Genomic DNA, 24711 nt, shown 5'->3' with positions numbered 1-24711 from the left:
TCATCGGCCTCGGCCGCTTCGGCGGCGCCGTTGCCCAGTCCCTCGTCCGTCTCGGTCACGATGTTCTGGCCATCGACGAGAGTGCTGAACTCGTCCAGAGCTGGTCAAGCCAGCTCACCCATGTGGTGGAAGCCGACAGCTCCAACGCCGACGTCCTGCGGCGTCTCGGCGTGCAGGATTTCCGGCATGTCGTGGTCGCGATTGGAACGGACATCGAAGCCAGCGTCCTGACCGTTCTGGCGGTCGCCGAGCTGGGTGTGCCGGACATCTGGGCAAAGGCGGTCACCACGAACCACGGTCGTATCCTGGAGCGGACGGGCGCACACCACGTCGTCTATCCGGAGGCCGCGATGGGCGAGCGTGTGGCGCATCTCGTGACGGGCAAGATGATTGACTTCATCGAATTCGACGATGGCTTCGCGATTGTGAAGACGAGGGCGCCGCGGGAGGCTGTCGGCAAGACGCTGGCGGAGTCCGCCGTAAGGAGCAAGTACGGCATCACCGTCGTCGGCGTGAAACGGCCGCAGACCGACTTCACCTACGCCACCCCGGAAACCGTCATAGAGCTCGGCGATCTTCTGATCGTATCCGGTCCGACAAAGCTGGTGGAAAAATTCGCGGCTATCGCCTGACGGAATGAGGATTGGCTGGTCCTAGTGGTCTGCAGACGCAGAGCGGCACCGTCGTGCAAATTTCGTTCCGTGACCCAATCTTGACCTTCCGGGACCCATTTTCCTTCCAGAAACCGGACATTGGGCCCGACCAGAACTCGTGACCCGTTCGAGACCTTCCGGAGCCTATATCTGTTCCCAAAGCCGGACATTGAGAGCAACCAGCGCTCGGGACCAAGGCAGACCTTCCCGAACCGAATTTCCTCCCTGAAACCAGACCTTGGGGCGCAATATCACGCTTCGTCCAGCAGCGTGTCGAGCTGGTCCCGGATCGCGGTCAGCTTCAGCCGGTCGAGCATTGCGACCAACATCTCGTGATCGACTGCTGTCATCACCAGCCGCCTCCCACCAGTGCCTCATATTAAGCCAGCGGCCGCAACAGAGCGGAAGGCGCAACGATCTCCGCCGGCGCCGATCGTACCGGCGCAGCAGCGCCGGCACGCCGGCAAGATGCGCGCACTCGACAATCCGTCTCCGGCAAACACTGGCGCATTGGCTTTGGTCCTTTTCGCCACCAATCATCTCAGTGCGTGGCCGGTGGGCTTTCGCGGGGTCGGCTTCAGCTGCGCGAGTTGTGGCGGCAATTCGGGTATGGCCTTGCTGCGCGCCAGAGTCGTACATCAGTTCGCAATTGTCGTAACGATGTCGCAATCAGGACCATGACGCTTGGATAACCGAGTCACCGTTGCGAACGGCCATGTGCGCCGATGGCCGAACCGATGCACGGCGAAAGCTCAGGGAGGGAAGCATGTCATCTGTTGAAACGACCGCGACCGAGGAACATGGCCTCGAAGCCGGCCAGGACAATATCCTCGTTCTGGGGCTGAACATTCACAATCCGGTCTTCTTCGTCTCGGCGGTAGTCATCGTCGGCTTCGTCATCTTCACCCTGATCTTCAGGGATTCCGTCGGCCCGGCGCTCGCCGACCTGCGCGTATGGCTCACCTCCACCTTCGACTGGCTGTTCATCATAGCCGGCAATCTGTTCGTCCTGTTTTGCCTCGCAATTGTCCTGTCGCCGATGGGGCGCGTGCGCATCGGCGGGGCCGACGCCATTCCGGATTTCGGCTATGCTGGCTGGTTCTCGATGCTTTTCGCCGCCGGCATGGGCATCGGTCTGATGTCTTCGGCGTGCTGGAGCCGATGTATCACTTCAACAACCCGCCTCTGGGCATCACCGGCCCCGTCACCGACGGCGTGGTGAATGCCGGCGCGGTCGAGGCCGCGCGCGAAGCCGCAATGGCCGCCACCATCTATCACTGGGGTCTGCATCCGTGGGCGATCTACGCGGTCGTCGGCCTGTCGCTGGCTTTGGCCGCCTATAACAAGGGCATGCCCCTGTCGGTGCGCTCCGCCTTTTATCCGATCTTCGGCGAACGCGTTCGCGGCTGGATCGGCCATGTTATCGACATCATGGCCGTCTTCGCCACGCTCTTCGGCCTGGCGACCTCGCTCGGCTTCGGCGCGGAACAGGCGCTGGCCGGCCTCAACTTCCTCTACGGCGTTCCGGTGACGGATACGATGAAGGTTCTGCTCATCACTGGCATCACGGCCGTCGCGCTGGGTTCGGTCGTCGCCGGCCTCGACGCAGGCGTCAAGCGCCTGTCCGAGATCAACATGGTCCTCGCCGTACTGCTGGTGGCTTTCGTCTTCGCCCTCGGACCGACCGTGGAAATCGCCGCCGGCTTCTTCACCAACACCTGGTCCTACGTGACCCATCTGCCTGCGCTGTCCAATCCCTTCGGGCGCACCGACGAAGAGTTCGTGCATGGCTGGACCACGTTCTACTGGGCCTGGTGGATTTCCTGGTCGCCGTTCGTCGGCATGTTCATCGCCCGCATATCGAGAGGCCGCACGGTGCGCGAATTCATCGTCTGTGTGCTGCTCATCCCGACGATCGCGTCGATCTTCTGGATGACGGCCTTTGGCGGCACCGCGCTTTCGCAGTTCCTGAACGACGGTTATCAGGGCGTGCAGGAGACCGTCGTGGCCTACACGCCGGAACTGTCGCTGTTCCGGATGCTGGAGCCGCTGCCACTGGCGGGGCTGACCTCGCTTATCGGCATCGTGCTGGTGATGGTGTTCTTCGTCACCTCATCGGATTCGGGCTCGCTGGTCATCGACACCATCACCGCCGGCGGCAAGGTCGACGCTCCGGTGGCGCAACGCGTCTTCTGGGCCACGTTCGAAGGCCTGGTCGCTATTGCGCTGCTGCTCGGCGGCGGGCTCGCCGCACTTCAGGCGAGCGCCATTGCCACCGGCTTCCCCTTCGCCCTGCTGCTGCTGCTCATGATGGTGGCGACGTGGAAGACGCTTCAGTCGGAAACCGCGCTGATAAATCGCGGCCGGACGGCTTCCATAAGGGCCAGCTGAAGATCACCGCCGCCTTCTTGCTTCCGTTCCTCGCCAAGATCGAGGTGAGCTACCAGGTGCAGTTCGACGAAAATGCCGACAACCACAAAAAGCCAAAGTGACCGACGGCGTCCGTCCGCCGAGCAGACGAAGCGCCCCGGCCTCTTTAGGGGTCGTTTGCGGGAGAGGGCGAAATTCTACCCTAAGCGACTTGGACGCAGAGAATATCACGTCTGCTGAGAAGCTCACTTCGCGCTAGAGCTAGATACCGGACCTCCGGTGCCTGCTTGCCCAAGCGCTGTTGTTGTGAAGGGTTGCGGATGCCGACGTTCTGCGCGAACTGACGTGCCCCGGGGCCGGCGTCCGGAAGCCTTCACAACACGAGCCGCAGAGCGAAGGTCCGGAATGGAGAAGTGCAACGAAGGGCCGGAATTGGCGCGACCGAGCCAGCCGAAGGATTCGTTCTGCCGTACAGCCGCGGAGCGTTCTACATCGCGGTCGGGTGGAAACCGGCCATTTGCCGAGCCGTCTCAAAACGCTGTCGCGAAACTTGTCTTGGCCCTGCTATACTGACCAAGCCAACCTGCGCTGCGCCGCAGTTAGGGAAATGCCTCACCGCTGCGGACACACAGAATGTTGAACCTGCAGGAGTCGCCAGTCCGGATCAGAAATAAAACGACAGGGAGGATGACGTGTCTCTCGACGCCAATGACTTCGATCAAGCAGTTGAAAAATACCACCTAGCCCTGGATGAGTTCATGAAAGGAAACCCCGCGCCTGCGAAGAAGCTCTTTTCCCAACGAGACGATGTAACACTGGGCAATCCCTTTGGCCCTTTCGCGCATGGATGGAAGCAGGTCGCTGAGACGATGGAGCAAGCGGCATCGAATTACAGGGACGGCGACGCTACCGGCTTCGAGAGCATAGCGAAGTGTGTGACGTCTGAGCTGGCATACCTCGTCGAAGTAGAGCAGCTCAGGTCCAAGGTTGGCGGTCGGAGCGATGTCACACCTCTAGCGTTACGCGTGACGAGCGTCTTTCGCCCAGAAGATGGTCTCTGGAAGATTGTGCATCGTCATGCCGATCCGATAATGACGGCTCAGCCGGCCGATTCGGTACTCCGCCAATAGGCGCGGTTGTGGTTTTGGGGAGCGGTCGATCTCGCAAACCCCTTGCTGCGGCAGCGCGGCTATTCTTCAGTCCGTTCTTTGCGAAGGGTCGGCCCATGTCATCAGGCTCGCAGCATCGGACGGCCGCTTTGGGTCCCCATCAAGCCATAGCGCGAACGTCAGGTTTGTAGATGCGCCATGAACGTCGCGAAAGGCGCTACCTGCTCGTTCCGGTCGACGAGACGAATGGCAACATTCCACCCAGGCCGGACCTTGCCGAGCCTCATCAGGCAATCTGAAGTCGGAACGCACCAACCGCCCACGTGCGCCACCTGCGGACATTTGGCGGCGGTACCCCGAACGACCTGATCGGGGCCGGAAACGGAAAGTCTGCTTTCGGGAACCATATGCGAAGAGCAGCCGTTCCGTTCACGACCTCTCAGCAGACCTCGCGGCTCGCCGGCAGTGGAGATAGGATGAAGGTCAGCGACTGCTGGTTCGCTGGACTGACTCCGCAGCCAAGGCGATGAACTCTACTCGGTCATGTCGTCCTTCGGTCTCGGCGTCCGCTTCATCACCATCCCCGGCCGCGGCGGCACAGTGCCGCCACGGCTGTTCCTTACGCCGGCTTCGCGGCCAGCCGTCTTAATGCCGCCAGCCCGAGCACCGGCCCGGGCACCAGCATCACGAAAACATACTGCGGTCCGGCGGTTTCAATCAGCCAGTCAAGCAGCGCGATCGAAACGATCGTGATTGAGAAGCCGATGCAATTGGCGATCGTCAGCGCCGAGCCGACGAGCCTCGGCGGGGCGAAACGGGCGTTGAGCGTGGAGAATTGGGGCGAGTCGCCGGCAACGACCACGCCCCAGAACAACAGGAAGGCGAGGAACACCGGCAAGGGCGCCAGGAACGCCAGCGGTGAGACGAGGCAGCACAGGCCGGACGCCGACAACTGCATATAGGCAACGCGCGCGCTGCCGATCTCCCGCGAAAGGTAGCCGCCGACCATGCAGCCGAGAAAGCCGGTGGCGATCGCCGCGAAGCTCCACATCGAAACCGTCGCGCCGTCGCTGCCAAGTCGCGCCGCCAGCAGCACCGGCAGGAACGCGTAGAAGGCGTAGAGCTCCCACATGTGGCCGAAATAGCCGAAGGCCGACGGAAGATCGTCGCGAATGCGGCCGGGTCAAACTTCGCGCCCGCTCTGAGCTGCGGCCCGTCCGGCACGAGAAAGAGCATCGCCAGACCGCCGGCGATCGATACCGCCGAGACCGACAGGATCACGCCCTGCCAAGGCAGATCGCCGCCCAGGCCGCGGATGAGATGGGGAAATGCCGTTCCGAGCACCAACGCCCCGACCAGCCAGCCGAGCGCGAGCCCGAGGTCGCGGTCGTACCAGCCCGACGCGATCTTCATGCCTACGGGATACATGCCGGCGAGAAAGAAGCCGGTTGCGAACCGAGCCGCGAGCAGGGGCAGAAACTCACCGCCGCTCGCCAGCGTCGCCGCATTGGCCGCCGCGCCGGCGAGCGTGGAAAGGAAGAAGATGATGCGCGGCGAGTAGCGGTCGGCGATCGCTAGCCAGGCGAAGACCAGCGTACCGGCGATGAAGCCGAGCTGCACGGCGATCGTGATGTCGCCGACGGCGGACGCCGGCAGGCCGGCGCTGCGCTGCAGGTCGGGCATCACCGCATTGCCGGCGAACCACAGCGAAGTCGCGGCGAACTGCGAGATCACGGGCTATGTCGGCGACATTGGTCTTGCCGTAGCCGTAGTGGCGGAACAGTCGCTCTGCGCAATCGAGGATGCGCGCGACATTCTCCTGCCGGACCAGGTCAGCCGTCGTGTCGAGGGTGTCATGCATCATGTATCATTAGCTCATTACGAGTGACGAATTTTGAATTTCGTCACTCGTAATTCGAAATCGCCCGCCTGTCAACAGGTGATGTTACCTTTCTGGACGACCGGTGACATCCGTTGATACAACCTGGGCGTGAACAGCGTTAACGAAGCCTGCTGCGGGTCCCCGCAGCGCAGCAATGCGTTATCATCGAAGCTGTGGAGATACGCCAAGCTGTGAAGGAGACATGGAATGACCGTGCTGCGCATCGTCTCGAATATCGCAACAGACAGCATTCCGGATGTCCGGAAGTTCTATACCGACTTGTTCGGGCTCGATGCCGTCATGGATCACGGCTGGCTCGTCACGCTGGCGTCCAGCGAAACCACCTTCCCCCAGATCAGCATCGCCAGCCAGGGCGGCTCCGGCACTCCGGTGCCTGATCTGTCGATCGAGGTCGACAATGTCGATGCGGTTTATCTTCGCGCAAACGAGATTGGTTGCAGAGTGGTCTATGAATTGACCGACGAACCGTGGGGCGTAAGACGCTTCTTCATTGCCGACCCGACCGGCAAGCTGCTCAACGTGCTCTCGCATCTTCGGTAGAGATTGTTCTGCAAACTGAACGGGCCCAATTGCGGTTCTCGGAGGAAAAACCATGAGCAGAACAATTCCATTTCATTTCGTCGATGTCTTCGCGGTAGAGCCGCTGACCGGCAATTCCCTTGCGGTGGTCGATGGCGGTGACGAGTTGGCGCTCGAGCTGATGCAGAACATTGCCCGTGAGTTCAACCAGTCCGAGACCACTTTTGTCCTGCCGGCGACCCGGGCGGACGCCGATTGGAAATTGCGCTCATTCACGCCGAAAGGCGTGGAGGTTTTCGGCGCAGGCGGCCACAACACGCTAGGGGCCTGGTGGTGGCTCGCTGCCGCCGGGCGGCTCGAGCTGGGCGATGGCCCGACATGGTTTCACCAACAGATCGGCGACTTGGTATATCCATTGGCCATCTGGCAAAGCCAGGGAAAACTCGAAAAGATCATTATGCGGCAAGAAACCCCAGTGGCCGGCCGGCAGATCTCAAACCTTGGCGCTCTTGCCACGGCACTTGGCCTAAATACTGATGAAATAACGGACGTCGTGCCTTGCCAGGTGGTCTCGACCGGTGCTGCCCATCTCCTGGTGCCGATCCGCGATCGCCAAGCCGTCGACCGGATTTCACCTGACGCCAAACAGCTTTTCGACCTGCTCAACGAGGTCGGCGGGGAAGGCTGCTACGTCTTCTCACTCGATCCACGGCAGCCCGAAACCACGGCGTATGCACGGTTTTTCAACCCGACTGTCGGCATTTCCGAGGATCCGGCGACCGGCACGGCGGCTGGTCCGCTCGCCGCACATCTGGTGGCACACGGTCTTGCGCAGCCCGGCGTCATCAAGATCGAGCAAGGCACGGCGCTCGGACGTACCAGCATCATCGAGGTCGATGTCGATGCCGGCTCGGTGAGCGTGTCTGGACGTGGCATCGTGGTGGCGAGCGGGGCGTTTTCGATCTAGTCGAAGGTGTAGTCCGGGTGGCCGCGCAGGCAGCGAACCTGTGCCTGTGCGGATGGCGCACCACGCCCTCGCCTTGGACGGCCGACTCGACCGCGAAGGTGGCGGAATCGAAGGTAAGGCCGCTCTGCGGATCGACGCCTTCACCCCCCGCGCTGGCGAGCCAGGCCGCCCAGTCGATCCGATAGCCGTCGCGGATCAGCGTGTGGTGCCTGAGGTCCCCGGGCTTGCGCAACGGATGCGCGCCCCTGTCGCCGAACATATAAAAGAGGTTGTGTCAGAGGGGCCCGAGGCGATAGCAATTATTCTGCTGTTGGGGGGCTTTTCATCATGACAACTCGCTTGGGTCTGCTGACGACATTCTGCTTCATCGTCGCAGGTTTACTTGTGGCCTTGGTTGCTACCGCTTCGGCCGCCGCAAAGCAGAAGACACCCGAAGCGTGGCCGATGAATTTCGCTCTGGTTCGGAACGGCGATTGCAAGGTAAGCTGCGTCCAATGGATTTCTGCCGAGGGCACGATAACAGCTGACACTGGCAGACAATTTGAGCAGTTTCTGACCAAGCTGAAGGGCCAAAGGCTTCCCGTCGTGTTTCAGTCTGGCGGGGGGAACGTGGCTTCGGCGCTTTGGATTGGACGCATGATCCGGGCCGCTGGCCTCGAAACCGCGGTGGGCAGAACGGTGTTGAACGGCTGCCCGATGCTGGTGCCGCGCTGTCCCGAAAAGATCGTCAAGAACGGCTGGTCGGAAGGCGAAGTTCACGCAGGCGGGGCGTACTGTTTCTCGGCTTGCCCCTTCGCCTTGGCTGGGGGGCATGTCCGCGCCGCGGCTGTCAATGCCAGGATCGCTCTCCATCAAATAACGGACGGCAGGAAAAGAGCGCCTACGCCGACGGGACGCAGAAACCTCGATGAAATTTCTACGAGGCCTGATCCGGCCCTGAAGCGGATGCTTTCCGACTATTTCGACGAAATGGGCGTCCGCAGCGGCGACGTGTTCGTGATGATGGGCCTGGCAACGCCGGAGGGCCTCTATGACGTATGGAGTGCTGAAGCGCTCAAATCAGGCATCATTACGAAAGTCTTCTCATACTCGGACGAACCGGGCTACGTCATTGGTGGAACCGATGACGAACCGGGCGACGTCATTAATATCCCGCCTGAGATCGAGATTTTGCTCAAATAGGTGGCCACCCGGGGAGCCAATCAGCCCAGAAGGTTGCGCGCCGTGCGCATGAATATTCTGGATCCGATCGGGATCAGGTCGTCTGGAAAGTCATAGTCGGGGTTGTGCAGCGCAGGGTACCGCTCGCCGGCGCCGAGGAAGAACATGGCGGACGCTGCGCTATGTCCGAACACGCCGAAATCTTCCGAAGCGCGCATCGGCAGGGCTTCCTCTGTGCGTGGCACGCCTTCTTCGTCGAGCGCGCGCTGCAGATGTTCCACGGCATCCGGCGCGTTGACGCTGGCAACGAAGATCTCGTGATAGTCGTAGCGGGCCGAAAGCCGATGCTCTCCCGCGATCTTTTCCACCAGCGCTTCCGCGGCGGCGCACAGGTCCGCCATGCGCTCATCGCGCCTTGTGCGCAGCGTCGCCCACACTTCTGCAATTCCCGGCGCAATGCCGAACACGGCTTCGCCCATCAGGGCATGGGTGACGGTCACCATACTGAAATCGTCGTCAGCGAAGGTTCCGCGCCCGAGCGCGGGCAGTGCCGGCATCATCTGGCTGACCGCCATCATTGGCGAGACACCCGTTTCGGGCATCGACGAATGCGCGGTCTTGCCCTCCAGCAATATCCGCATGCCACGTGAAGCACAGTTGACCACGCCGGGTTTGATACGCACCTCACCGAACGGCACACCGGGCAAATTGTGCAGCGAGAAGGCCAAATCCGGCGCGATCTCGGAAAAGCGCGGATCGGCGAAGACGCCGGCCGCGCCATTGCCGGTTTCCTCCGCCGGCTGGAACATCAGCACGACGCGGCCGCGGGCAGGTCTTTCGCGCCCGAACTGGCGGCCAAGTGCGGCCAGGATCGCGGTATGTCCGTCATGGCCGCACATATGCGACTTTCCCGGTACGAGGGACGAATGAGAAACGCCTGAAAGCTCATAAATCGGCAGCGCATCGAGTTCCGACCGGAACAGGACTGTCGGACCGGCTTTGCCGCTTTCATATACCGCCGCCACACCGTGGCCGCCCAATCCGGTCAGCACCTTGTCCGGCGCTGTGTCGGCGAGGAAGTCGACAACCTCGCTCGCGGTCTTCTCTTCCTCATTCGAGATTTCCGGATGCTGGTGCAGCCTGCGGCGCCATGCCGTCAGCTCGACAATGTCTCGATTGGTCAGGGTCATGTTTTTCCTGCTCTGCTTGGCGCTAGAGCAATTCCAGGAAGCGTGTGAAACGGTTTTCCGTCCGGAATTGCGTCAAAACAAAAGATAGAGCGGATCGGCGATTCTATCAAAAGCTGAACCGCTCTAGCGCTGAAAGAAGGGCACCATCGGTGCCGATTATGATCCCTCCTCGACTGCAGCCGGATGGGGTTCTGTAGGTTAACTCTGGCTCGAAACGGTCGTTACGCTTACCCGATTAATGGGTCCTGACTCTAGAGCGGTTCAGCTTTTGATAGAACCGCCGACCCGCTCTAAATATCTGTTTTTACGCAATTCCGGACGGAAAACCGCTGCGCACTTTTCCTGGAATTGCTCTGCTACCCCTTGGCCATTTCCCTCAGCCGGAACTTCTGGATCTTGCCGGTCGAGGTCTTGGGGATTTCGGCGAAGATCACCGCTTTCGGCAGTTTGAAGCGGGCGAGCAGCGCGCGGCAGTGGTCGATGATCTCGGCCTCGGTCGCCGTCTTGCCCGGCTTCAGCTCGACATAGGCGACCGGCACCTCGCCCCATTTGTCGTCGGGCCTGGCGACGACGCCGCAGGAGGCGACGGCGCCGTGCTTGTAGAGCGCCTCCTCGACTTCGATCGAGGAGATGTTCTCGCCGCCGGAAATGATGATGTCCTTGGAGCGGTCCTTGAGCTGGATGTAGCCGTCGGGATGCATGACGCCGAGGTCGCCCGAGTGGAACCAGCCGCCGGCGAAGGCCTCGTCGCTCGCCTTGCGGTTCTTCAGATAGCCCTTCATGACGATGTTGCCGCGGAACATGACCTCGCCGATCGTCTCGCCGTCGGCCGGCGTCTCCTCCATCGTCTCGGGGTCCATCACCGTCAGATCCTCGAGCGCGGCATAGCGCACGCCTTGCCTGGCCTTCCTCGCCGCCTTCTGTCCCTTCTCCAGCCCATCCCACTCGCCCTGCCATTCGTTGACGACCGCCGGGCCATAGGTTTCGGTCAGGCCATAGAGGTGGGTGACGGCAAAACCCGCATCGGCCATGCCCGACAGCACCGCTTCCGGCGGCGGTGCCGCGGCGGTGTTGAAGGTGACCGTCTGCGGAAATTGCCGCTTGTCCTCGTCGCTGGCGTTGATCAGCACCGACATCACCACCGGCGCACCGCACAGATGGGTGACGCCATGGTCGGCGATGGCGTCGTAGATCGGCTTCGGCCGCACCCAGCGCAGGCAGACATGAGTTCCGGCCTGCACGGCCAGCGTCCACGGAAAGCACCAGCCATTGCAGTGGAACATCGGCAGCGTCCACAGATAGACAGCATGCTTGCCCATGCCGGCATGGATGGTGTTGGCATAAGCCATCAGTGCTGCACCGCGATGGTGATAGACGACGCCCTTGGGATTGCCTGTCGTGCCGGAGGTGTAGTTGAGCGAGATCGCATCCCATTCGTCGTCCGGCATCGACCAGGCGAAATCCTCGTCGCCGCCCGCGACGAAGGTCTCGTAGTCGAGCGAGCCGATCCGCTCGCCCTTGGGATAAGGCGCGTCAGTGGCGTATTCGGGATCGTCATAGTCGATGACCAGCGGTTTTACCCTGGCCAGCGCCAGCGCCTTGCTGACGACATTTGCAAATTCACAATCGACGACCAGCACCTTGGTCTCGGCATGGTCGAGTTGGAAGGCGATGACGGCGGCATCGAGACGGGTGTTGAGCGAATGCAGCACCGCCTTGGTCATCGGCACGCCGAAATGCGCTTCCAGCATCGGCGGCGTGTTGGACAGCATGACGGTGACGGTGTCGCCCTTGCCGATGCCGCGCCTGGAGAGCGCCGAAGCAAGCTTCAGCGACCGCCGCCAGAAATCGCGATAGGTCGTGCGCTGGCGACCATGGATGATCGCGACATGGTCGGGAAAGGTCTTTGCCGCCCGCTCCAGATAGCTGAGCGGCGTCAGCGGCTGGTGGTTGGCTGGATTCCTGCCGAGATCCTGTTCGTAGGGATTGCCCATCCCGTCCTCCCCTAATGTCTGATCGAGACCTTCTACCCACAGACTTCGGGCCCGTCACCACCAACGATGCCACGATGGGGCACATTTGGCACAATGATGATCTAGATAAAGCAAGCGAAAGGGCATCGTTTACTCGCGCTCGGTTTGACTTTTGTCGACAGCCGTGAATAATGTCAGCGAGGAGATGGCATGGCGATCCGACCGGCAGAACAGCTTATCCACAAGGCCGCCTGGCTCTACTATGCCCACGGCCTGCGCCAGGACCAGGTCGCCAGCCAGCTCAAGATTTCCCGAGCCTCGGTCGCCATGTATCTGCGCAAGGCGCGCGAGACCGGCATCGTCAACATCTCGACCTCGACCCAGCTTTTCACCGACGACGTCATGGCGCGCAAACTCGAAGACGCATTGAAGCTCGATGCCGTCTGGATAGCACCGGAAAACGGCCATGTCGCCGATCCGTCGACCGACATCGCGGTGCTGGCGGCCAGCGTCTTTCTCGAGCTGATCAAGAAGGGCGATCGCATCGGCGTCGCCTGGGGAAGGACCATCTATACGATCGCCGACATCATGTCCTATGCCGATCTGCAGGATGTCACGGTGGTGCAGCTCTGCGGCAATCTGGGAGCTCCCTATTCCTACCGCCCCGACCAATGCACCATGGAAATCGCCCGCCGGCTCAATGCCAAGGGACTCAATTTCTATGCGCCGCTGGTGCTGACGACAGAGGAACTGGCACGCGGCCTGCGCGCCGAACCGGTGATCCGCGAGCAGTTGTCGGGCATCAGTGCGTGCAATCTGGCGCTTTACTCGGTCGGCACCGTCGATGCCGACAGCCATGTCGTCAAATGCGGCGCGTTGACTGCCAGCGAAATGGAGGTGCTGCGTCGTGCCGGGGCTGCCGGCGTCATCGCCGGTCAGATCATCGACGCGCAAGGCAAGGCGCTCGACTGCAGCTACAACAGGCGGATCATTTCGGCGGAGCTGTCATCGCTGTGCAAGATTGAGAAGCGTCTCGTGGTGGTGCAGGAGGACAGCAAGTTCGGACCGCTGGTGGCGGCGATCGCGGGTGGGCTATGCACGCATCTGGTGGTCGGCGCCCGGATGGCGCAACGGCTGCTCGACCATGCCGGACCCGCCGCAGAAAAGGTCGCCTAGAGAACACAAGCCGCCGCGAAGGCATTGTCTCAAGGCGTCGCGGCATTCCTGTTTCACAACAAAAACAACCGGACGAAGCGAACATGAAGAACCTGTGGAATGACGGCGATGCGGAAAAGCTGGTTGCCGACTATGCAATGAAGGGCGTGGCACGCGACCTGGCGCTGCGCGTCTACACGACCAGGCTTCTGGGCGGCGAACCGCGGCTTGTCCTGCATGGCGGCGGCAACACATCGTGCAAGACAAAGGCCACCGATCTCGTCGGCGACGAATGGGACGTGCTCTGCGTCAAGGGCAGCGGCTGGGACATGGGCGTCATCGAGCCGCAGGGCCTGCCGGCGGTCAAGCTCGGCGCGCTGCTCAAGGCGCGGTCGCTCAAAAAACTCTCCGACGAAGACATGGTGGCGCTGCAGCGGGTGAACCTGATCGATCCGTCTTCGCCGAACCCATCGGTCGAGACGCTGCTGCACGCCTTCCTGCCGCATAAATTCGTCGACCATACGCACTCGACCGCGATCCTGGCCATTGTCGACCAGAACGACAGCGAGGCGCTGAGCAAGAAGGTCTTCGGCAACAAGATGGGGTTCGTGCCCTACATCATGCCGGGCTTCGACCTGGCGAAGGCGGCTGCCGACGTCTTTGACGCCGACCCGACGGTCGAAGGCCTGATCCTCGACAAGCATGGCATTTTCACCTTCGGCGACGATGCCAAGCAGGCCTACGACCGGATGATCCATTATGTGAACGTCGCCGAGGATTTCATCGCCAGCCACGGCAAGCCGCGCAGCGAAAAAGCCGCCTTGCCGGCCAGGCTGGCGAAGCCTGCGGAAATTGCGCCGATGCTGCGCGGTGCGGTGGCGGTGGCGCGCGGGGAAGGCCGCTTCGACCGCATGATCAGCGATTTCCGCACCTCGGACGCGATCGTCGATTTCATCAATTCGGCAGACATTGCCGACTATGCCGGGCGCGGTGTGTCGACACCCGACCTGTCGATCCGCATCAAGACCGGACCGATGGCGCTGCCGGCGCCCGACGCGGACAAGATCGGCGACTACAAATCCGTCATTCACCAGCATGTCGAAAACTTCGCCAGGGACTATCGCGCCTACTTCGAGACCAACGACGCGCTCGACGATGTGAAGCGCACTATGCTCGACCAGATGCCGCGGCTGACGCTGGTGCCGGGGCTCGGCATGTTCGGCCATGGCCGCACGCTGAAGGACGCGAAGATTGCTTCCGACGTCGGTGAGATGTGGATCGAGGCGGTGCGCGGCGCCGAAGCAATCGGCGATTTCCATCCGCTGTCCAAGGCCGACCTGTTCCCGCTCGAATACTGGTCGCTGGAACAGGCCAAGCTCGCCGCGAACAAGCCGAAGCCGCTGACCGGCCAGGTTGTGCTGGTCACCGGCGGCGCCGGCGCGATCGGTGCCGCCACGGCAAAGCTGTTCGCCGACAACGGCGCCCATGCGGTCGTCGTCGATCTCGACGCGGCGAGGGCGACGGAGGCGGCAAAAAAGGCCGGCAATGGTTCGATCGGCGTCGGCGCCGACATCACCGACCCGGCGCAGATGCGCGCTGCCTTCGACAAGGCCGTTGCCGTCTACGGTGGCCTCGACATCCTCGTCTCGAATGCCGGTGCAGCCTGGGAAGGCAGGATCGGCGAACTCGACGACGCCACTTTGCGCAAGAGCTTCGAACTCAATTTCTTCGCCCACCAGTCGGCGGCGCAGAACGCAGTGCGCATCATGCTCGAGCAGGGCACCGGCGGCGTGCTTTTGTTCAACACCTCCAAGCAGGCGATCAATCCGGGTCCGAAGTTCGGCGCCTATGGCATGCCAAAGGCGGCGACGCTTTTCCTGTCCAGGCAATATGCTGTCGACTACGGCGCCCATGGCATCCGCTCGAATGCCGTCAACGCCGACCGCATCCGTTCCGGGCTGTTGACCGACGCGATGATCGCCAGCCGTTCGAGCGCCCGCGGGGTATCGGCAAAGGAATACATGGCGGGCAATCTGCTCGGGCAGGAAGTGACGGCCGAAGACGTCGCCCAGGCCTTCCTGCATCAGGCGCTGGCAGAGCGCACCACCGCCAATGTGACGACGGTGGACGGCGGCAACATCGCGGCGGCGCTGCGGTAATGCATGTCGCTCAAAACGCCGCACATTTTCGAGCGGTACGAACTGGACCGGACGGCTTGCGAGTATGTCGTTTCGTGGCTACATTGTAGCTCAACTGCAAGGAGCCATAATATGGCAACGGAAACCGTGGTCCGCGCTCGGATCGATGCGGCGACAAAGGCACAGGCGACGGAAGCCTTGGCGGCAATGGGATTGTCCGTTTCCGACGCCATCCGTCTGCTGCTGGTCCGCGTCGCCGCCGACAAGGAGTTTCCCTTTCCGGTGAAGGTGCCGAACGCAACCACTCGAAAGGCGATGACCGAATTGGAACAGGGCAAGGGCAAGCGTTTCGCCTCGGCCGACGAGTTGTTCAAGGACCTGGAAATCTGATGTGCTGGCGCCTGTTCGATCCGGGCAATTCCGCCGTGACGTGAAACGTGCGAAGAAGCGTGGCAAAGATCTTGGCAAGCTGCGCGCGCTGTTGGGCCTCCTACTCGCCGGCGATGAACTCCCAGCGAGTTATAAGGATCATCCACTGAAGGGCGACTGGAAAGGCTATCGTGACGCTCACATCGAACCGGACTGGCTCTTGATCTATCGTGTCGCCGGCGATGAGCTACAACTTGCTCGCACCGGCTCGCATTCTGATCTGTTCAACGAGTAGCCGGGGCGGCACGGAACTCAGGATTTGTTGCGCTGCGGGCTGGAAGCTTGCCCATCCCTCGCCGCGGGACTATTGGAATATAGGCTAAGCCAACCCATGCGCACCCTTACCATATCCCTCACCCCGCTACAGCGCGAGGAATTGCGCGCCTTGGAGTTGGAACACTTGAAGCGGGCCTATGCCGACGGCATGGCCAGCGCCAAGCCGGTGGAAGTCGAACCCGCCGAGTTCATACGCGGTTTGAAAGCAGAACGCCGCGCCCGTGGCTAGATATCGGCTCACGCCGAGCGCCTCGCAGGATCTGCAGGATATTTGCACAACAGTGACGGCCCGCGTGCTCATCGAAGGCCGCTATATCGTCATCTACAACCGAAGCTGGAAGGCGTCCTGGTCGGGGCGATCGTCCACGGGATGCGCGATCCGGAGCACTGGCTGTGAAACCAGAGAGGCTGACGGAGCAGGCATTCAGACCTGGAAAAGAGCGGCCCGCCCGCGAGCCGCTCTTTCCACTTACCTGTGTTAGATCCTACTTGGCGTTCGGGTTCGGCATCCAGGCCGGCATCGCGACATCGGCATGGGCGAACTGCGGCAGCTTGGCCGAGAGGTCTTCCATGTTCTTGATGTCCTTGTCGAGCAGGTCCTTCTGGGTGATCAGCGTCGGCGGCACGATGACGTTTTGGCCGGGGTCTTCGCCGGCCAAAAGCTGCGCCAGCGCGCGCACCGAAACCTGGCCGACGACGGCCGGGTTGGTGGCAGCGGTCGCCGCCCAGGCGCTGTCGGGCTCGCGCATCGCGGCAATGTCGGAGGTCGAGATGTCGGCCGAATAGATCTTGATGTCTTGCGACAGGCCGGCTTCGTCGACGGCGATCTTCACGCCCTTGGCGAATTCGTCATAGGGCGCGAACATCACCTTGATGTCGGGGTTGGCTGACAGCACCGAACGGGCCTGGTTGGCGACGGAATTGGCGATCGGATTGTCGAGCGTGCCGAACATCGCCGCCTCGTTGATGCCCGGATACTTCTTCTTGAACTCGACCCAGGTCTCGTTGCGGCGGTCGAGCGGCGCGATGCCGGCGACATAGACGTAGGCGGCCTTCCAGCTCTCGCCATTGTCCTTGATTGCCTGCTCGAGCGCCAGGCGTGCAAGGTCGCGGTCGGACTGCTCGATCTGCGGTATTTTGGGATTTTCGACGTTGACGTCGAAGGCGACGACCTTGATGCCGGCGTCGACCGCGCGCTGGGCGGCTTCCTTCATCGATTCCGTCAAGCCGTGCTGGATGATGATGCCCTGGACGCCGAGCGCAATGGCCTGGTCGACCATGTCTGCCTGGAGGGCGGCGTCCTGGCGGCTGTCGAGGACGCGCAGATCGACGCCAAGCGCCTTGGCCTGCGCTTCGACACCGGACAGATAGGCCTGGAAGAAGTCGCCGGTCGAGAGATAGCGGACCAGCGCGATCTTGACGGCGCCGGGCTTGTCGAACGGAGCCGGCCTGTCCTGCGCCATTGCCGGCAGTTGCATCAGCAGCGCAGCACCGGCAAGCCCGAGCGCTGCCTTCCCCAAAACTCTTCTTGTGATCTTCATGGTGTCTCCTCCACTTGTTGAACCCAAATTTCAGCCGGTCGAAAATCCTGTCCGTCGAAATCCTACCTGTTGCCCCTGCCGGACAGGGCGAAGGTGAAGACCAGGGCAACCACGAGAACCACGCCCTTGATGAAATCCTGCGTGTAGTAGGGCGCGTTCATCATCGTCAGGCCCTGCAGCAGCACGCCGACAAACACCGCGCCGACAGCCGTGCCGAAGGCGTTCGGCTTGGCGGCGCCAAGAACCGCGTAGCCGATGAGCGCCGCAGCCACTGCGTCGAGCAGGAGATTATTACCCGAGGCGATGTCGCCGCGTCCAAGCCGGGCAGCGAGCAAAATGCCGCCGATCGAGGCAAAAACCCCTGAAATAACGTATGCCCAGATTTTGTATGCCTTGACAGGCGCGCCGGCGAGTTCGGCAGCCCGTTCGTTGCTGCCGACCGCATACATCATGCGGCCGAAACGGGTGTATTCGAGAAAGAACCAGATCAGCACCGCAAGCACGAGCAGGACGACGACCGAAACCGGGATGAGGTTGGGGATGAAGAAATCGAAGCGGTGGCGGCCGAGCGCCAGGAAGCCGGCGCCGAACGTGCCGTTGGCGACCGAGCCGTCAGGCATCGTCATGCCGGTGGCGATCGAGCGGCCCTCGGTCGGGATGCGCTGCAGGCCGACGAGCAGGAACATCATGCCAAGCGTCGCCAGGAGATCCGGCACGCGCATATAGACGATCAGCCAGCCATTGATGAGGCCGACGATGACGCCGATCGCGAGACAGGCGATAACCGCGACGACGGCGTTCTGCTCCAGCACAACCATGACATAGGCTGCCGCCATCATGGCGCTGGTGGCGACCGAGCCGATCGACAGATCGAAGCCGCCGACGACCAGGGTGGCGGTGACGCCAAGCGCCAGCACGCCGGTAATGGCCACCGACTGGAAGATGAAGACGGCGCTTTGCGGCGAGACGAAACCGCCGGCGGCGATAGCGAAATAGGCGATCAACCCGAACAGCAGAATGATGAACCCGTACCGGATGGCATGGTCACGCGCGGCTGCCATCTCAATCCAACCCGAACTCATGCCTTCTCCATTCCACGTCCCATTGTCTGCCCGCTCTCAGGCGGCGCTATGCAACGGCCCGCCCGCCACTTCGGCCAGCAGACGCTCGAGGTCGATATCGGCATTGCGATGCTCACCGACGATTGTCTGCTCCGACATCACCAGGATACGGTCGGCGGTCTCCAGCGCCTCATCGAGCTCGGTGACGAACAGCAGCGTCGCACGGCCGTTGGCGCTTGCCCGCAGCTTGGCGGCGATGTCGCGCCTGGCTGAAATGTCGACGCCCTGAAACGGCTCGTCCAGGATGAACAGTCTTGCCGCCTGCGACATCCAGCGGGCGACCATCACCTTCTGCTGGTTGCCGCCGGAAAGGGCGGACATTTCGTCCTTCTCCGAGCGGCAGACGATGCCCAACTCCCCGATCTGCCGGCGGGCGTTGGCGCGCTCGACGCGGCGCTTGAGTACGCCCAGACGCGACATCCGCCTGTGGAACGGCAGGCTGATATTTTCCTGGATGTTGAAGTCGCCGACGATCCCGTTTTCGCCCCGGTCCTTGGCGACGAGAAATACGCCGGCGGCGATCGCCTCGCCCGTCGACCCCGGAGCATAGGGTTTTCCGTTCAGCGTCATGGTCCCGGACAGCGGCTTGCGGGCGCCAAACAGCGTCTCGGCGAGCGCTGTCTTGCCGACGCCGACGAGGCCGGTGATGGCAACGACTTCGCCGTCGCCGAGCGTCAAAGAGATCGGCCTGGAACCTTCGGCAATGCGCAACCCGTCGATCGTCAGGACAGGCCTAGCCGAATTCCTGGCGACGATCCGGTCGAGGTGGATCTTGCGGCCGAGCATGGCGTTGACCGCGCCTTCATAATCGAGCGGCTTGCTGTCGAAAACGCCTGAGACGACGCCGTCGCGCATCGAGACGATCCGGTCGGCAAGCCGCCTGATGTCGGACATGCGGTGCGAGATGTAGAGGATCGCGACGCCCTGCTCGCGCAGCCTGTCGAGCAGCGCGAAAAGCCGGTCGGCCTCGGCGCTGGACAAGGACGAGGTCGGCTCGTCGAGGATCAGCACTTTCGGCTGATGCGCCATGGCGCGGGCAATCGCCACCATCTGGCGGTCGGCCAGCGAGAGATCGCTGATCCGGGCTTTGAGGTCGATCATCAGCCCCATGCGGTCGGCAACCGCCTTTGCCTCGCGGCGCACCCGGCCCGGGTTGAACAGGGTCGGCGCGCCGCTGCCGCTCAGCCTGTCGAGCGTCAAATTGGTGGCGACGTCGAGATCGGCGACGACACCGTCATTGATGTTCTGATGAACGGTGACGACGCCGGCGCGGATCGCCTCCGCCGGCGTTTTCGGCGCGAAGTCTTGCCGCGCGAAGTTTTGGCCGGCAAGGCTCATCGTGCCGCCGTCCCGCTCGTAAACGCCGCTGATGATCTTGACCAAGGTGGATTTGCCGGCGCCGTTGGCGCCCATCAGCACGGTCACTTCGCCGGCATGCAAATCGAGCGAGACGCCGCCAAGCACCTCGATATGGCCAAAGGACTTCCTCAGGCCGTGCACGCGGAACACGGCATTATTGCCCATTCGTTCCTCCCTGACCATGACGCTAGGGGCTGTTCCGGCAATTGTCAACACGATTGACAATTGCCAGAGAGCTTCCTAGCTTGGACCAACCGCCTTGGCTCCACTATGATGGGAGCACATCAGCGGGAGGGTGAGGATGACTGGGAAATTGCCGTTCGAAGCACTGTCGATCGACACCTTGGCAGCACGCCTCGGCGCCAACGATGCCCTGTGTTCGCATATCGGCAAAGATACAAGCCGCTGGAAGGTCCGCGAGGTCGGCGACGGCAATCTGAACCTGGTCTTCATCGTCGAGGGTGCGCAGGGTGCGGCCGTCGTCAAGCAGGCCCTGCCCTATGTCCGCCTGGTCGGCGACAGCTGGCCGCTGCCGCTGAAACGCTCCTTCTTCGAATATCACGCGCTGACACGGCAGCAAGCGAGAGCGCCAGGCTCGGTGCCGGCGATCCATCACTTCGACGAAGGCCAGGCGCTGATCATCATGGAATATCTGTCGCCGCACATCATCCTGCGGCGCGCGCTGATCGAAGGCCGGCAATTGCCGAACATCGCCAGAGACATCGGCTTGTTCATGGCCCGCACCCTGTTTCGCGGCTCCGACCTGCATATGGCGACCCAGGACCGCAAGGCGGATCTGGCGCTGTTCGCCGACAATGTCGAGCTTTGCGACATCACCGAGAACCTGGTTTTCTCCGACCCCTATTTCGATGCCAAGATGAACCGGCATACGAGCCCGCAGCTCGACCGCATCGTCGCCGAGTTGCGCGCCGACCGCGATCTCAAGGTCGAGGCGCAGCGGCTGAAGCATATCTTCGCGGCCAATGCAGAGACGCTGCTGCACGGCGACCTGCATTCCGGCTCGATCATGGTCACCGACTCAGAAACGCGGATGATCGACCCCGAATTCGCTTTCTACGGACCGATCGCCTTCGATGTCGGCATGCTGCTCGCCAATTTCTGGATGGCGTTCTTCTCGCAGCGTGGCCACGAGCAAAATGGAAAGCGCGACGCCATGCGTGCCTACCTGCTCGACGTCACGGTCGAGACATGGTCGGTGTTCCGCACCGAGTTCTCGCATCTGTGGCGAACCGAACGGACCGGCATGCTCTACCAGAAGAGCCTGTTCGAGGATCAGGGCGACAGGCTTGGCGCCGAACAGGCGCTCGACCATATGCTGCATCAGGTCTGGACCGACATGCTGGGCTTTGCCGGCGTCGAGGTGCACCGGCGCATTCTGGGCCTCGCGCACAACGCCGATTTCGAGACCATTGCCGACGAGGATCTGCGCGCCACATGTGAGGCGAAGGCGCTGAAATTCGGCCGTCACATCGCCGTCAACCGGCGCCAGATTCACAGCATCGACGAGGTCAACAAATTGGCCGCGCTGATCGAACAGGAGAACAGGATTTGAACGTCGGCGACCGCCACTATCGCACCATCTGGCTGAGCGACGACGGGCGCTCGGTGGAGATCATCGATCAGCGCTGGCTGCCGCATGATTTCCGCGTCGAAAAAGTCGGCACCGTTGCCGGAATCGCGACGGCGATCCGCGACATGTGGGTGCGTGGCGCGCCTTTGATCGGCGTCACCGTTGCCTATGGCGTCGCCATGCAGATGGCCGACGACCCTTCGGATGCAGCACTCGACGGCGTTTGGGAGGTCTTGCACGAAACGCGCCCGACCGCGATCAATCTGCGCTGGGCGCTCGATGAGATGCGAAACGTCCTGCGGCCGCTTCCATTTGGACAACGCGCCGAGGCTGCTTACCGGCGCGCCGGCGAAATCGCCGACGAGGATGTCGGCCTCAACCGCGCCATCGGCGCCAACGGGCTTGAAATCATCAAGGAAATGGCGGCGCGCAAGCGGCCGGGCGAGCCGGTCAACATCCTGACCCATTGCAATGCCGGCTGGCTGGCCACCGTCGACTACGGCACCGCCACGGCGCCGATCTATTTGGCAACGGAAGCCGGCATTCCCGTTCACGTCTATGTCGACGAAACGCGCCCGCGCAACCAGGGCGCCCAGCTCACCGCATGGGAGATGGCCGGCCACGGCGTGCCGCATACGCTGATCGTCGACAATGCCGGCGGCCATCTGATGCAGCGCGGCCAGATCGACATGGTCATCGTCGGCACCGACCGCACCACCGCCGACGGCGATGTCTGCAACAAGATCGGCACCTATCTGAAGGCCCTGGCCGCCGCCGACAACGACGTGCCGTTCTATGTCGCGCTGCCCTCGCCAACCATCGACTGGACGGTGGGTGACGGGCTGGCCGAAATCCCGATCGAACAGCGTTCCAGCGACGAGGTCTCACTGGTCTGGGGCAAGACCGCGAGTGGCGAGATTGCGCAGGTCCGCATCTCGCCGGAGACGACGCCCGCGGCAAACCCGGCCTTCGACGTGACGCCGGCGCGGCTGGTCACCGGATTGATTACCGAGCGCGGCGTCGCCAGGGCGTCGCGCGACGGCTTGAAGGCGATGTTTCCCGGACGCTGATGGATCCTGCTCCCACGGATACTGCTGAGACGGTTGGCAGCGGACCCTAAATATCAAGACTGACGGCTCGCCGGACCCCTGAAAAGACCCGGCCTCGCCGGCTTGCCAAATGCGATGTCGATCCACCACATGATCCGACAAGGCCGCCACCAGCTGGCGCAGCCGACGGCGCGGGACTGCGGAATTGGCTCTCGTGAACGCGTTCGTCCCAAACGGGTTGCCAATCCATGGTAGTGTGATTATACCAGTTACTAAGGTGACGATCGGCAGAGCCATCGTTGGAGATCAGGAGCACGGCTGGATGACAACGATTGCGCTGTTTGGTGCCGGCGGCAAAATGGGTTACCGCCTGTCGACCAATTTTCGCGGCTCTCCCTACAGCATACGGCATGTCGAGGTCAGCGACGCCGGCCGCGAGCAGCTGAAGACCGGGCTGGGCATCGACGCGGTCAGCGCCGATGAAGCCCTGGACGGCGCCGAGGTGGTGATCCTGGCGGTTCCCGACACCCATATCGGCAAGGTCGCGGCCAGCATCGAGGGCAAGCTTGCGTCCGGCACAATGGTGGTCGTGCTCGACGCCGCAGCGCCTTTCGCCGGCCATTTGCCGAAGCGGCCGGACCTGACCTATTTCGTCACCCATCCCTGCCATCCGCCGATCTTCAACGACGAGACCGACATGGCGGCCAAGAAGGACTATTTCGGCGGCGTCAAGGCCAAGCAGCATATGGTCAGCGCGCTGATGCAGGGACCGGAGGAGGATTTCGCCAAGGGCGAATCGATCGCCAAGATCATCTGGGCCCCGGTGATGCGGTCGCATCGCGTCACGGTCGACCAGATGGCGCTGCTCGAGCCGGGCCTTTCGGAGACCGTCTGCGCTTCGCTGCTGGTCGTCATGAAGGAAGCGGTCGACGAGGTCGTCGCACGCGGAGTCGACCAGCAGGCCGCGCTCGACTTCCTGCTTGGCCACATGAATGTGCTCGGCGCCGTCATCTTCGGCGAGACCAAGGGCGTGTTCTCCGACGCCTGCAACAAGGCCATCGAGTTCGGCAAGCCGGTGCTGATGCGCGACGACTGGAAGCGGGTCTTCGAGCCGGAAGAGATTGCAGCGAGCATCCAGCGCATCACCTGAGGCGAAAGCCGCCTTTCCTTCTCCCCTCGTGGGCCCGAAGGGCGGGCGAGGCCCGTGACTCGCCCCGGGCGGTGGATTGGCGCGCAGCGCCAGGGACGGAAGAGGGTGCAGGACGGAGTGCCGTCATTGCCAGGCTGAACACCCATCATTCGACCGAGCGGAGCCTGTCCTCGGGCTTGCCGGAGGCAAAGACCCGTGGGCTCGGCCACCTTCCCCCGCAGGCGGAGATACAGGCGCGTCCTATGTCACCGCGGTGACCCTGCCCGCCGCATCGAGGCGACAGCCGACTCGCGCCTGCCGAACCTCGACGCCGCCTTGTCTTGCATAGTGTATGCGCACCTCGATCGGCGCCGTGAGTGCGCCCCGACGTTGCTGCAACGGGCCCGCGCTTACCGCGTGAACAAGCACGGCGCCAAGTGGCGTCGCAGCCGACGCGATCGCCGTGCGGCAGGCGCGCACCACAGCTGGTGGGATACCGGGTTTGGCTTTCAGTGGCGCCATAAATGGATAGCCATAGGTGATCCGCGCCGACGCGGCGCGACCAGTTCCGGAAGGCCTGAGCTTGCGCGGCAGGATGGCGAATTGACTCGCAGCCTTGGCCTTGGTGGTGGCTGGCGTGATGCCGGCATTGCTGCTCGCGGCTTGCCCAGCGCCCAGCGCCGGGTTGCCTGGCTTACCTCCTGGAGCGGTGCCCGATGCGGACGAACGGTCGCCCACCCCGACACCTGTCGACAGGCCGCCGCTTGCGCCGCCGAGGTTGCCGCTGACGCCAAGTCCGGCACCGAGCGATCCCTTGCCCGCGCCGAGCGATCCGCCAAGGCTTGCTCCCCCTACTCCGTCGACGCTCGAGCCGCCCGCCACCGAGGCGCCTTTCGGGCCGGCGCTAAGGCCAGCACCGACCCCGACACCGCCAAGTTTGCCGCCAAGCCCCGCCTCAAGAGCCGAGGCAGGGCAAATTGCGACCGCGACGGTCAATGCGGCTGCGACGTATTTGTTCATCGCCATATTCCTCCTGCGGCATGGATTCGGCCCACCGAAATGCCCTTCACGATCACCC

The 24711-nt window shown here is 62.6% G+C and carries 19 protein-coding genes and 3 pseudogenes; 14 read left to right on the top strand and 8 right to left on the bottom strand.

Features of this window, described 5'->3' with window-relative positions; translation table 11 throughout:
* The first annotated feature begins 2 nt into the window (after nucleotides 1-2).
* The 3 genes and pseudogenes from M727_RS0110240 to M727_RS0110220 all read left to right on the top strand — a co-directional run bounded on the left by M727_RS0110240 (nucleotide 3) and on the right by M727_RS0110220 (nucleotide 4153).
* Nucleotides 3-632 carry a TrkA family potassium uptake protein gene (locus tag M727_RS0110240; RefSeq protein WP_051505580.1) on the top strand — a complete coding sequence of 210 codons (630 nt, stop codon included), beginning with the start codon at nucleotides 3-5 and terminating at the stop codon, nucleotides 630-632.
* Nucleotides 633-1419: 787 nt separating this feature from the next.
* Nucleotides 1420-3044, top strand: a pseudogene (locus tag M727_RS36190) (BCCT family transporter).
* Between the two features lie 671 nt (nucleotides 3045-3715).
* Complete coding sequence (locus M727_RS0110220; RefSeq protein ID WP_027152611.1) at nucleotides 3716-4153, top strand: nuclear transport factor 2 family protein; 438 nt, start codon at nucleotides 3716-3718, stop codon at nucleotides 4151-4153.
* A gap of 598 nt (nucleotides 4154-4751) precedes the next feature.
* Here the strand turns inward: M727_RS0110220 and M727_RS42995 are convergent.
* Nucleotides 4752-5306 carry an MFS transporter gene (locus M727_RS42995; protein WP_348627156.1) on the bottom strand — a complete coding sequence of 185 codons (555 nt, stop codon included), beginning with the start codon at nucleotides 5304-5306 and terminating at the stop codon, nucleotides 4752-4754.
* Between the two features lie 552 nt (nucleotides 5307-5858).
* Nucleotides 5859-5993, bottom strand: a pseudogene (locus M727_RS39825) (TetR/AcrR family transcriptional regulator); the annotation flags it as partial.
* A gap of 228 nt (nucleotides 5994-6221) precedes the next feature.
* Between M727_RS39825 and M727_RS0110205 the strand changes: the two are divergent.
* The 3 genes from M727_RS0110205 (at nucleotide 6222) to M727_RS36180 (ending at nucleotide 8703) form a co-directional block, all read left to right on the top strand.
* On the top strand, nucleotides 6222-6575 hold the full coding sequence (locus tag M727_RS0110205) for a VOC family protein (protein ID WP_027152610.1): 354 nt from the start codon (nucleotides 6222-6224) through the stop codon (nucleotides 6573-6575).
* Between the two features lie 52 nt (nucleotides 6576-6627).
* Nucleotides 6628-7521 (top strand): PhzF family phenazine biosynthesis protein, encoded by an 894-nt coding sequence (locus M727_RS0110200; protein WP_027152609.1) that lies wholly within the window; start codon nucleotides 6628-6630, stop codon nucleotides 7519-7521.
* A 339-nt stretch (nucleotides 7522-7860) separates the two neighbouring features.
* Nucleotides 7861-8703 carry a hypothetical protein gene (locus tag M727_RS36180; protein WP_156941511.1) on the top strand — a complete coding sequence of 281 codons (843 nt, stop codon included), beginning with the start codon at nucleotides 7861-7863 and terminating at the stop codon, nucleotides 8701-8703.
* A 20-nt stretch (nucleotides 8704-8723) separates the two neighbouring features.
* On the opposite strand, the gene M727_RS0110185 is transcribed toward M727_RS36180, so the two are convergent.
* Complete coding sequence (locus tag M727_RS0110185; protein WP_027152607.1) at nucleotides 8724-9872, bottom strand: amidohydrolase; 1149 nt, start codon at nucleotides 9870-9872, stop codon at nucleotides 8724-8726.
* A gap of 356 nt (nucleotides 9873-10228) precedes the next feature.
* On the bottom strand, nucleotides 10229-11866 hold the full coding sequence (locus M727_RS0110180) for an acyl-CoA synthetase (RefSeq protein WP_027152606.1): 1638 nt from the start codon (nucleotides 11864-11866) through the stop codon (nucleotides 10229-10231).
* Nucleotides 11867-12055: 189 nt separating this feature from the next.
* On the opposite strand from M727_RS0110180, the gene M727_RS0110175 reads away from it, so the two are divergent.
* The 5 genes and pseudogenes from M727_RS0110175 to M727_RS36175 all read left to right on the top strand — a co-directional run.
* A complete protein-coding gene (locus M727_RS0110175; RefSeq protein WP_027152605.1) occupies nucleotides 12056-13021 on the top strand; it encodes a sugar-binding transcriptional regulator in 966 nt (321 codons plus the stop codon).
* A gap of 83 nt (nucleotides 13022-13104) precedes the next feature.
* Nucleotides 13105-15159 carry a bifunctional aldolase/short-chain dehydrogenase gene (locus tag M727_RS0110170; protein WP_027152604.1) on the top strand — a complete coding sequence of 685 codons (2055 nt, stop codon included), beginning with the start codon at nucleotides 13105-13107 and terminating at the stop codon, nucleotides 15157-15159.
* Nucleotides 15160-15270: 111 nt separating this feature from the next.
* Entirely contained in the window at nucleotides 15271-15528 is a 258-nt protein-coding gene (locus M727_RS0110165; protein ID WP_027152603.1) for a type II toxin-antitoxin system RelB/DinJ family antitoxin, read from the top strand.
* Nucleotide 15529: 1 nt separating this feature from the next.
* Nucleotides 15530-15802 (top strand): type II toxin-antitoxin system mRNA interferase toxin, RelE/StbE family, encoded by a 273-nt coding sequence (locus tag M727_RS0110160; protein ID WP_027152602.1) that lies wholly within the window; start codon nucleotides 15530-15532, stop codon nucleotides 15800-15802.
* 114 nt (nucleotides 15803-15916) lie between these two features.
* Nucleotides 15917-16072 (top strand): annotated as a pseudogene (locus tag M727_RS36175) (type II toxin-antitoxin system ParD family antitoxin); the annotation flags it as partial.
* Nucleotides 16073-16328: 256 nt separating this feature from the next.
* Here the strand turns inward: M727_RS36175 and M727_RS0110150 are convergent.
* From M727_RS0110150 to M727_RS0110140, 3 genes are all read right to left on the bottom strand, one after another.
* Nucleotides 16329-17384, bottom strand: a complete 1056-nt coding sequence (locus M727_RS0110150) for a substrate-binding domain-containing protein (RefSeq protein WP_027152601.1) — start codon at nucleotides 17382-17384, stop codon at nucleotides 16329-16331.
* A 62-nt stretch (nucleotides 17385-17446) separates the two neighbouring features.
* Entirely contained in the window at nucleotides 17447-18466 is a 1020-nt protein-coding gene (locus tag M727_RS0110145; protein WP_027152600.1) for an ABC transporter permease, read from the bottom strand.
* Nucleotides 18467-18502: 36 nt separating this feature from the next.
* Entirely contained in the window at nucleotides 18503-20029 is a 1527-nt protein-coding gene (locus M727_RS0110140; protein ID WP_027152599.1) for a sugar ABC transporter ATP-binding protein, read from the bottom strand.
* A gap of 136 nt (nucleotides 20030-20165) precedes the next feature.
* Here M727_RS0110140 and mtnK point away from each other — a divergent pair, with 136 nt between their 5' ends.
* The 3 genes from mtnK to M727_RS0110125 all read left to right on the top strand — a co-directional run bounded on the left by mtnK (nucleotide 20166) and on the right by M727_RS0110125 (nucleotide 23654).
* Nucleotides 20166-21437, top strand: a complete 1272-nt coding sequence (gene mtnK, locus M727_RS0110135) for an S-methyl-5-thioribose kinase (RefSeq protein ID WP_027152598.1) — start codon at nucleotides 20166-20168, stop codon at nucleotides 21435-21437.
* Complete coding sequence (mtnA, locus tag M727_RS0110130; protein WP_027152597.1) at nucleotides 21434-22525, top strand: S-methyl-5-thioribose-1-phosphate isomerase; 1092 nt, start codon at nucleotides 21434-21436, stop codon at nucleotides 22523-22525. The genes mtnK and mtnA overlap by 4 nt, the downstream gene beginning before the upstream one ends.
* Before the next feature lie 301 nt (nucleotides 22526-22826).
* The gene (locus M727_RS0110125; RefSeq protein WP_027152596.1) at nucleotides 22827-23654 is read left to right on the top strand and encodes a phosphogluconate dehydrogenase C-terminal domain-containing protein; all 828 of its coding nucleotides are present in this window, start codon (nucleotides 22827-22829) and stop codon (nucleotides 23652-23654) included.
* A 240-nt stretch (nucleotides 23655-23894) separates the two neighbouring features.
* On the opposite strand, the gene M727_RS0110120 is transcribed toward M727_RS0110125, so the two are convergent.
* Nucleotides 23895-24653: a hypothetical protein gene (locus tag M727_RS0110120; protein WP_027152595.1), complete on the bottom strand. Its 759-nt coding sequence runs from the start codon at nucleotides 24651-24653 to the stop codon at nucleotides 23895-23897.
* Nucleotides 24654-24711 lie beyond the last annotated feature (58 nt).

The organism is Mesorhizobium sp. WSM2561 (assembly GCF_000513915.1).
GTDB classification, from domain to species: Bacteria; Pseudomonadota; Alphaproteobacteria; order Rhizobiales; family Rhizobiaceae; genus Mesorhizobium; species Mesorhizobium muleiense.
This window is presented reverse-complemented; position numbering and strand designations above follow the sequence as displayed.

Bases quoted from the DNA above. Each gene is read 5' to 3' on its own strand.
- M727_RS0110180 (WP_027152606.1), bottom strand. From the start codon at position 11,866: ATGGGCAATCCCTACGAACAGGATCTCGGCAGGAATCCAGCCAACCAC.
- M727_RS0110175 (WP_027152605.1), top strand. From the start codon at position 12,056: ATGGCGATCCGACCGGCAGAACAGCTTATCCACAAGGCCGCCTGGCTC.
- M727_RS0110185 (WP_027152607.1), bottom strand. From the start codon at position 9,872: ATGACCCTGACCAATCGAGACATTGTCGAGCTGACGGCATGGCGCCGC.
- M727_RS0110145 (WP_027152600.1), bottom strand. From the start codon at position 18,466: ATGAGTTCGGGTTGGATTGAGATGGCAGCCGCGCGTGACCATGCCATC.
- M727_RS0110125 (WP_027152596.1), top strand. From the start codon at position 22,827: ATGACAACGATTGCGCTGTTTGGTGCCGGCGGCAAAATGGGTTACCGC.
- M727_RS0110200 (WP_027152609.1), top strand. From the start codon at position 6,628: ATGAGCAGAACAATTCCATTTCATTTCGTCGATGTCTTCGCGGTAGAG.
- M727_RS0110140 (WP_027152599.1), bottom strand. From the start codon at position 20,029: ATGGGCAATAATGCCGTGTTCCGCGTGCACGGCCTGAGGAAGTCCTTT.
- M727_RS0110170 (WP_027152604.1), top strand. From the start codon at position 13,105: ATGAAGAACCTGTGGAATGACGGCGATGCGGAAAAGCTGGTTGCCGAC.
- M727_RS0110150 (WP_027152601.1), bottom strand. From the start codon at position 17,384: ATGAAGATCACAAGAAGAGTTTTGGGGAAGGCAGCGCTCGGGCTTGCC.
- M727_RS0110120 (WP_027152595.1), bottom strand. From the start codon at position 24,653: ATGAACAAATACGTCGCAGCCGCATTGACCGTCGCGGTCGCAATTTGC.
- mtnK (WP_027152598.1), top strand. From the start codon at position 20,166: ATGACTGGGAAATTGCCGTTCGAAGCACTGTCGATCGACACCTTGGCA.
- M727_RS0110205 (WP_027152610.1), top strand. From the start codon at position 6,222: ATGACCGTGCTGCGCATCGTCTCGAATATCGCAACAGACAGCATTCCG.
- M727_RS0110165 (WP_027152603.1), top strand. From the start codon at position 15,271: ATGGCAACGGAAACCGTGGTCCGCGCTCGGATCGATGCGGCGACAAAG.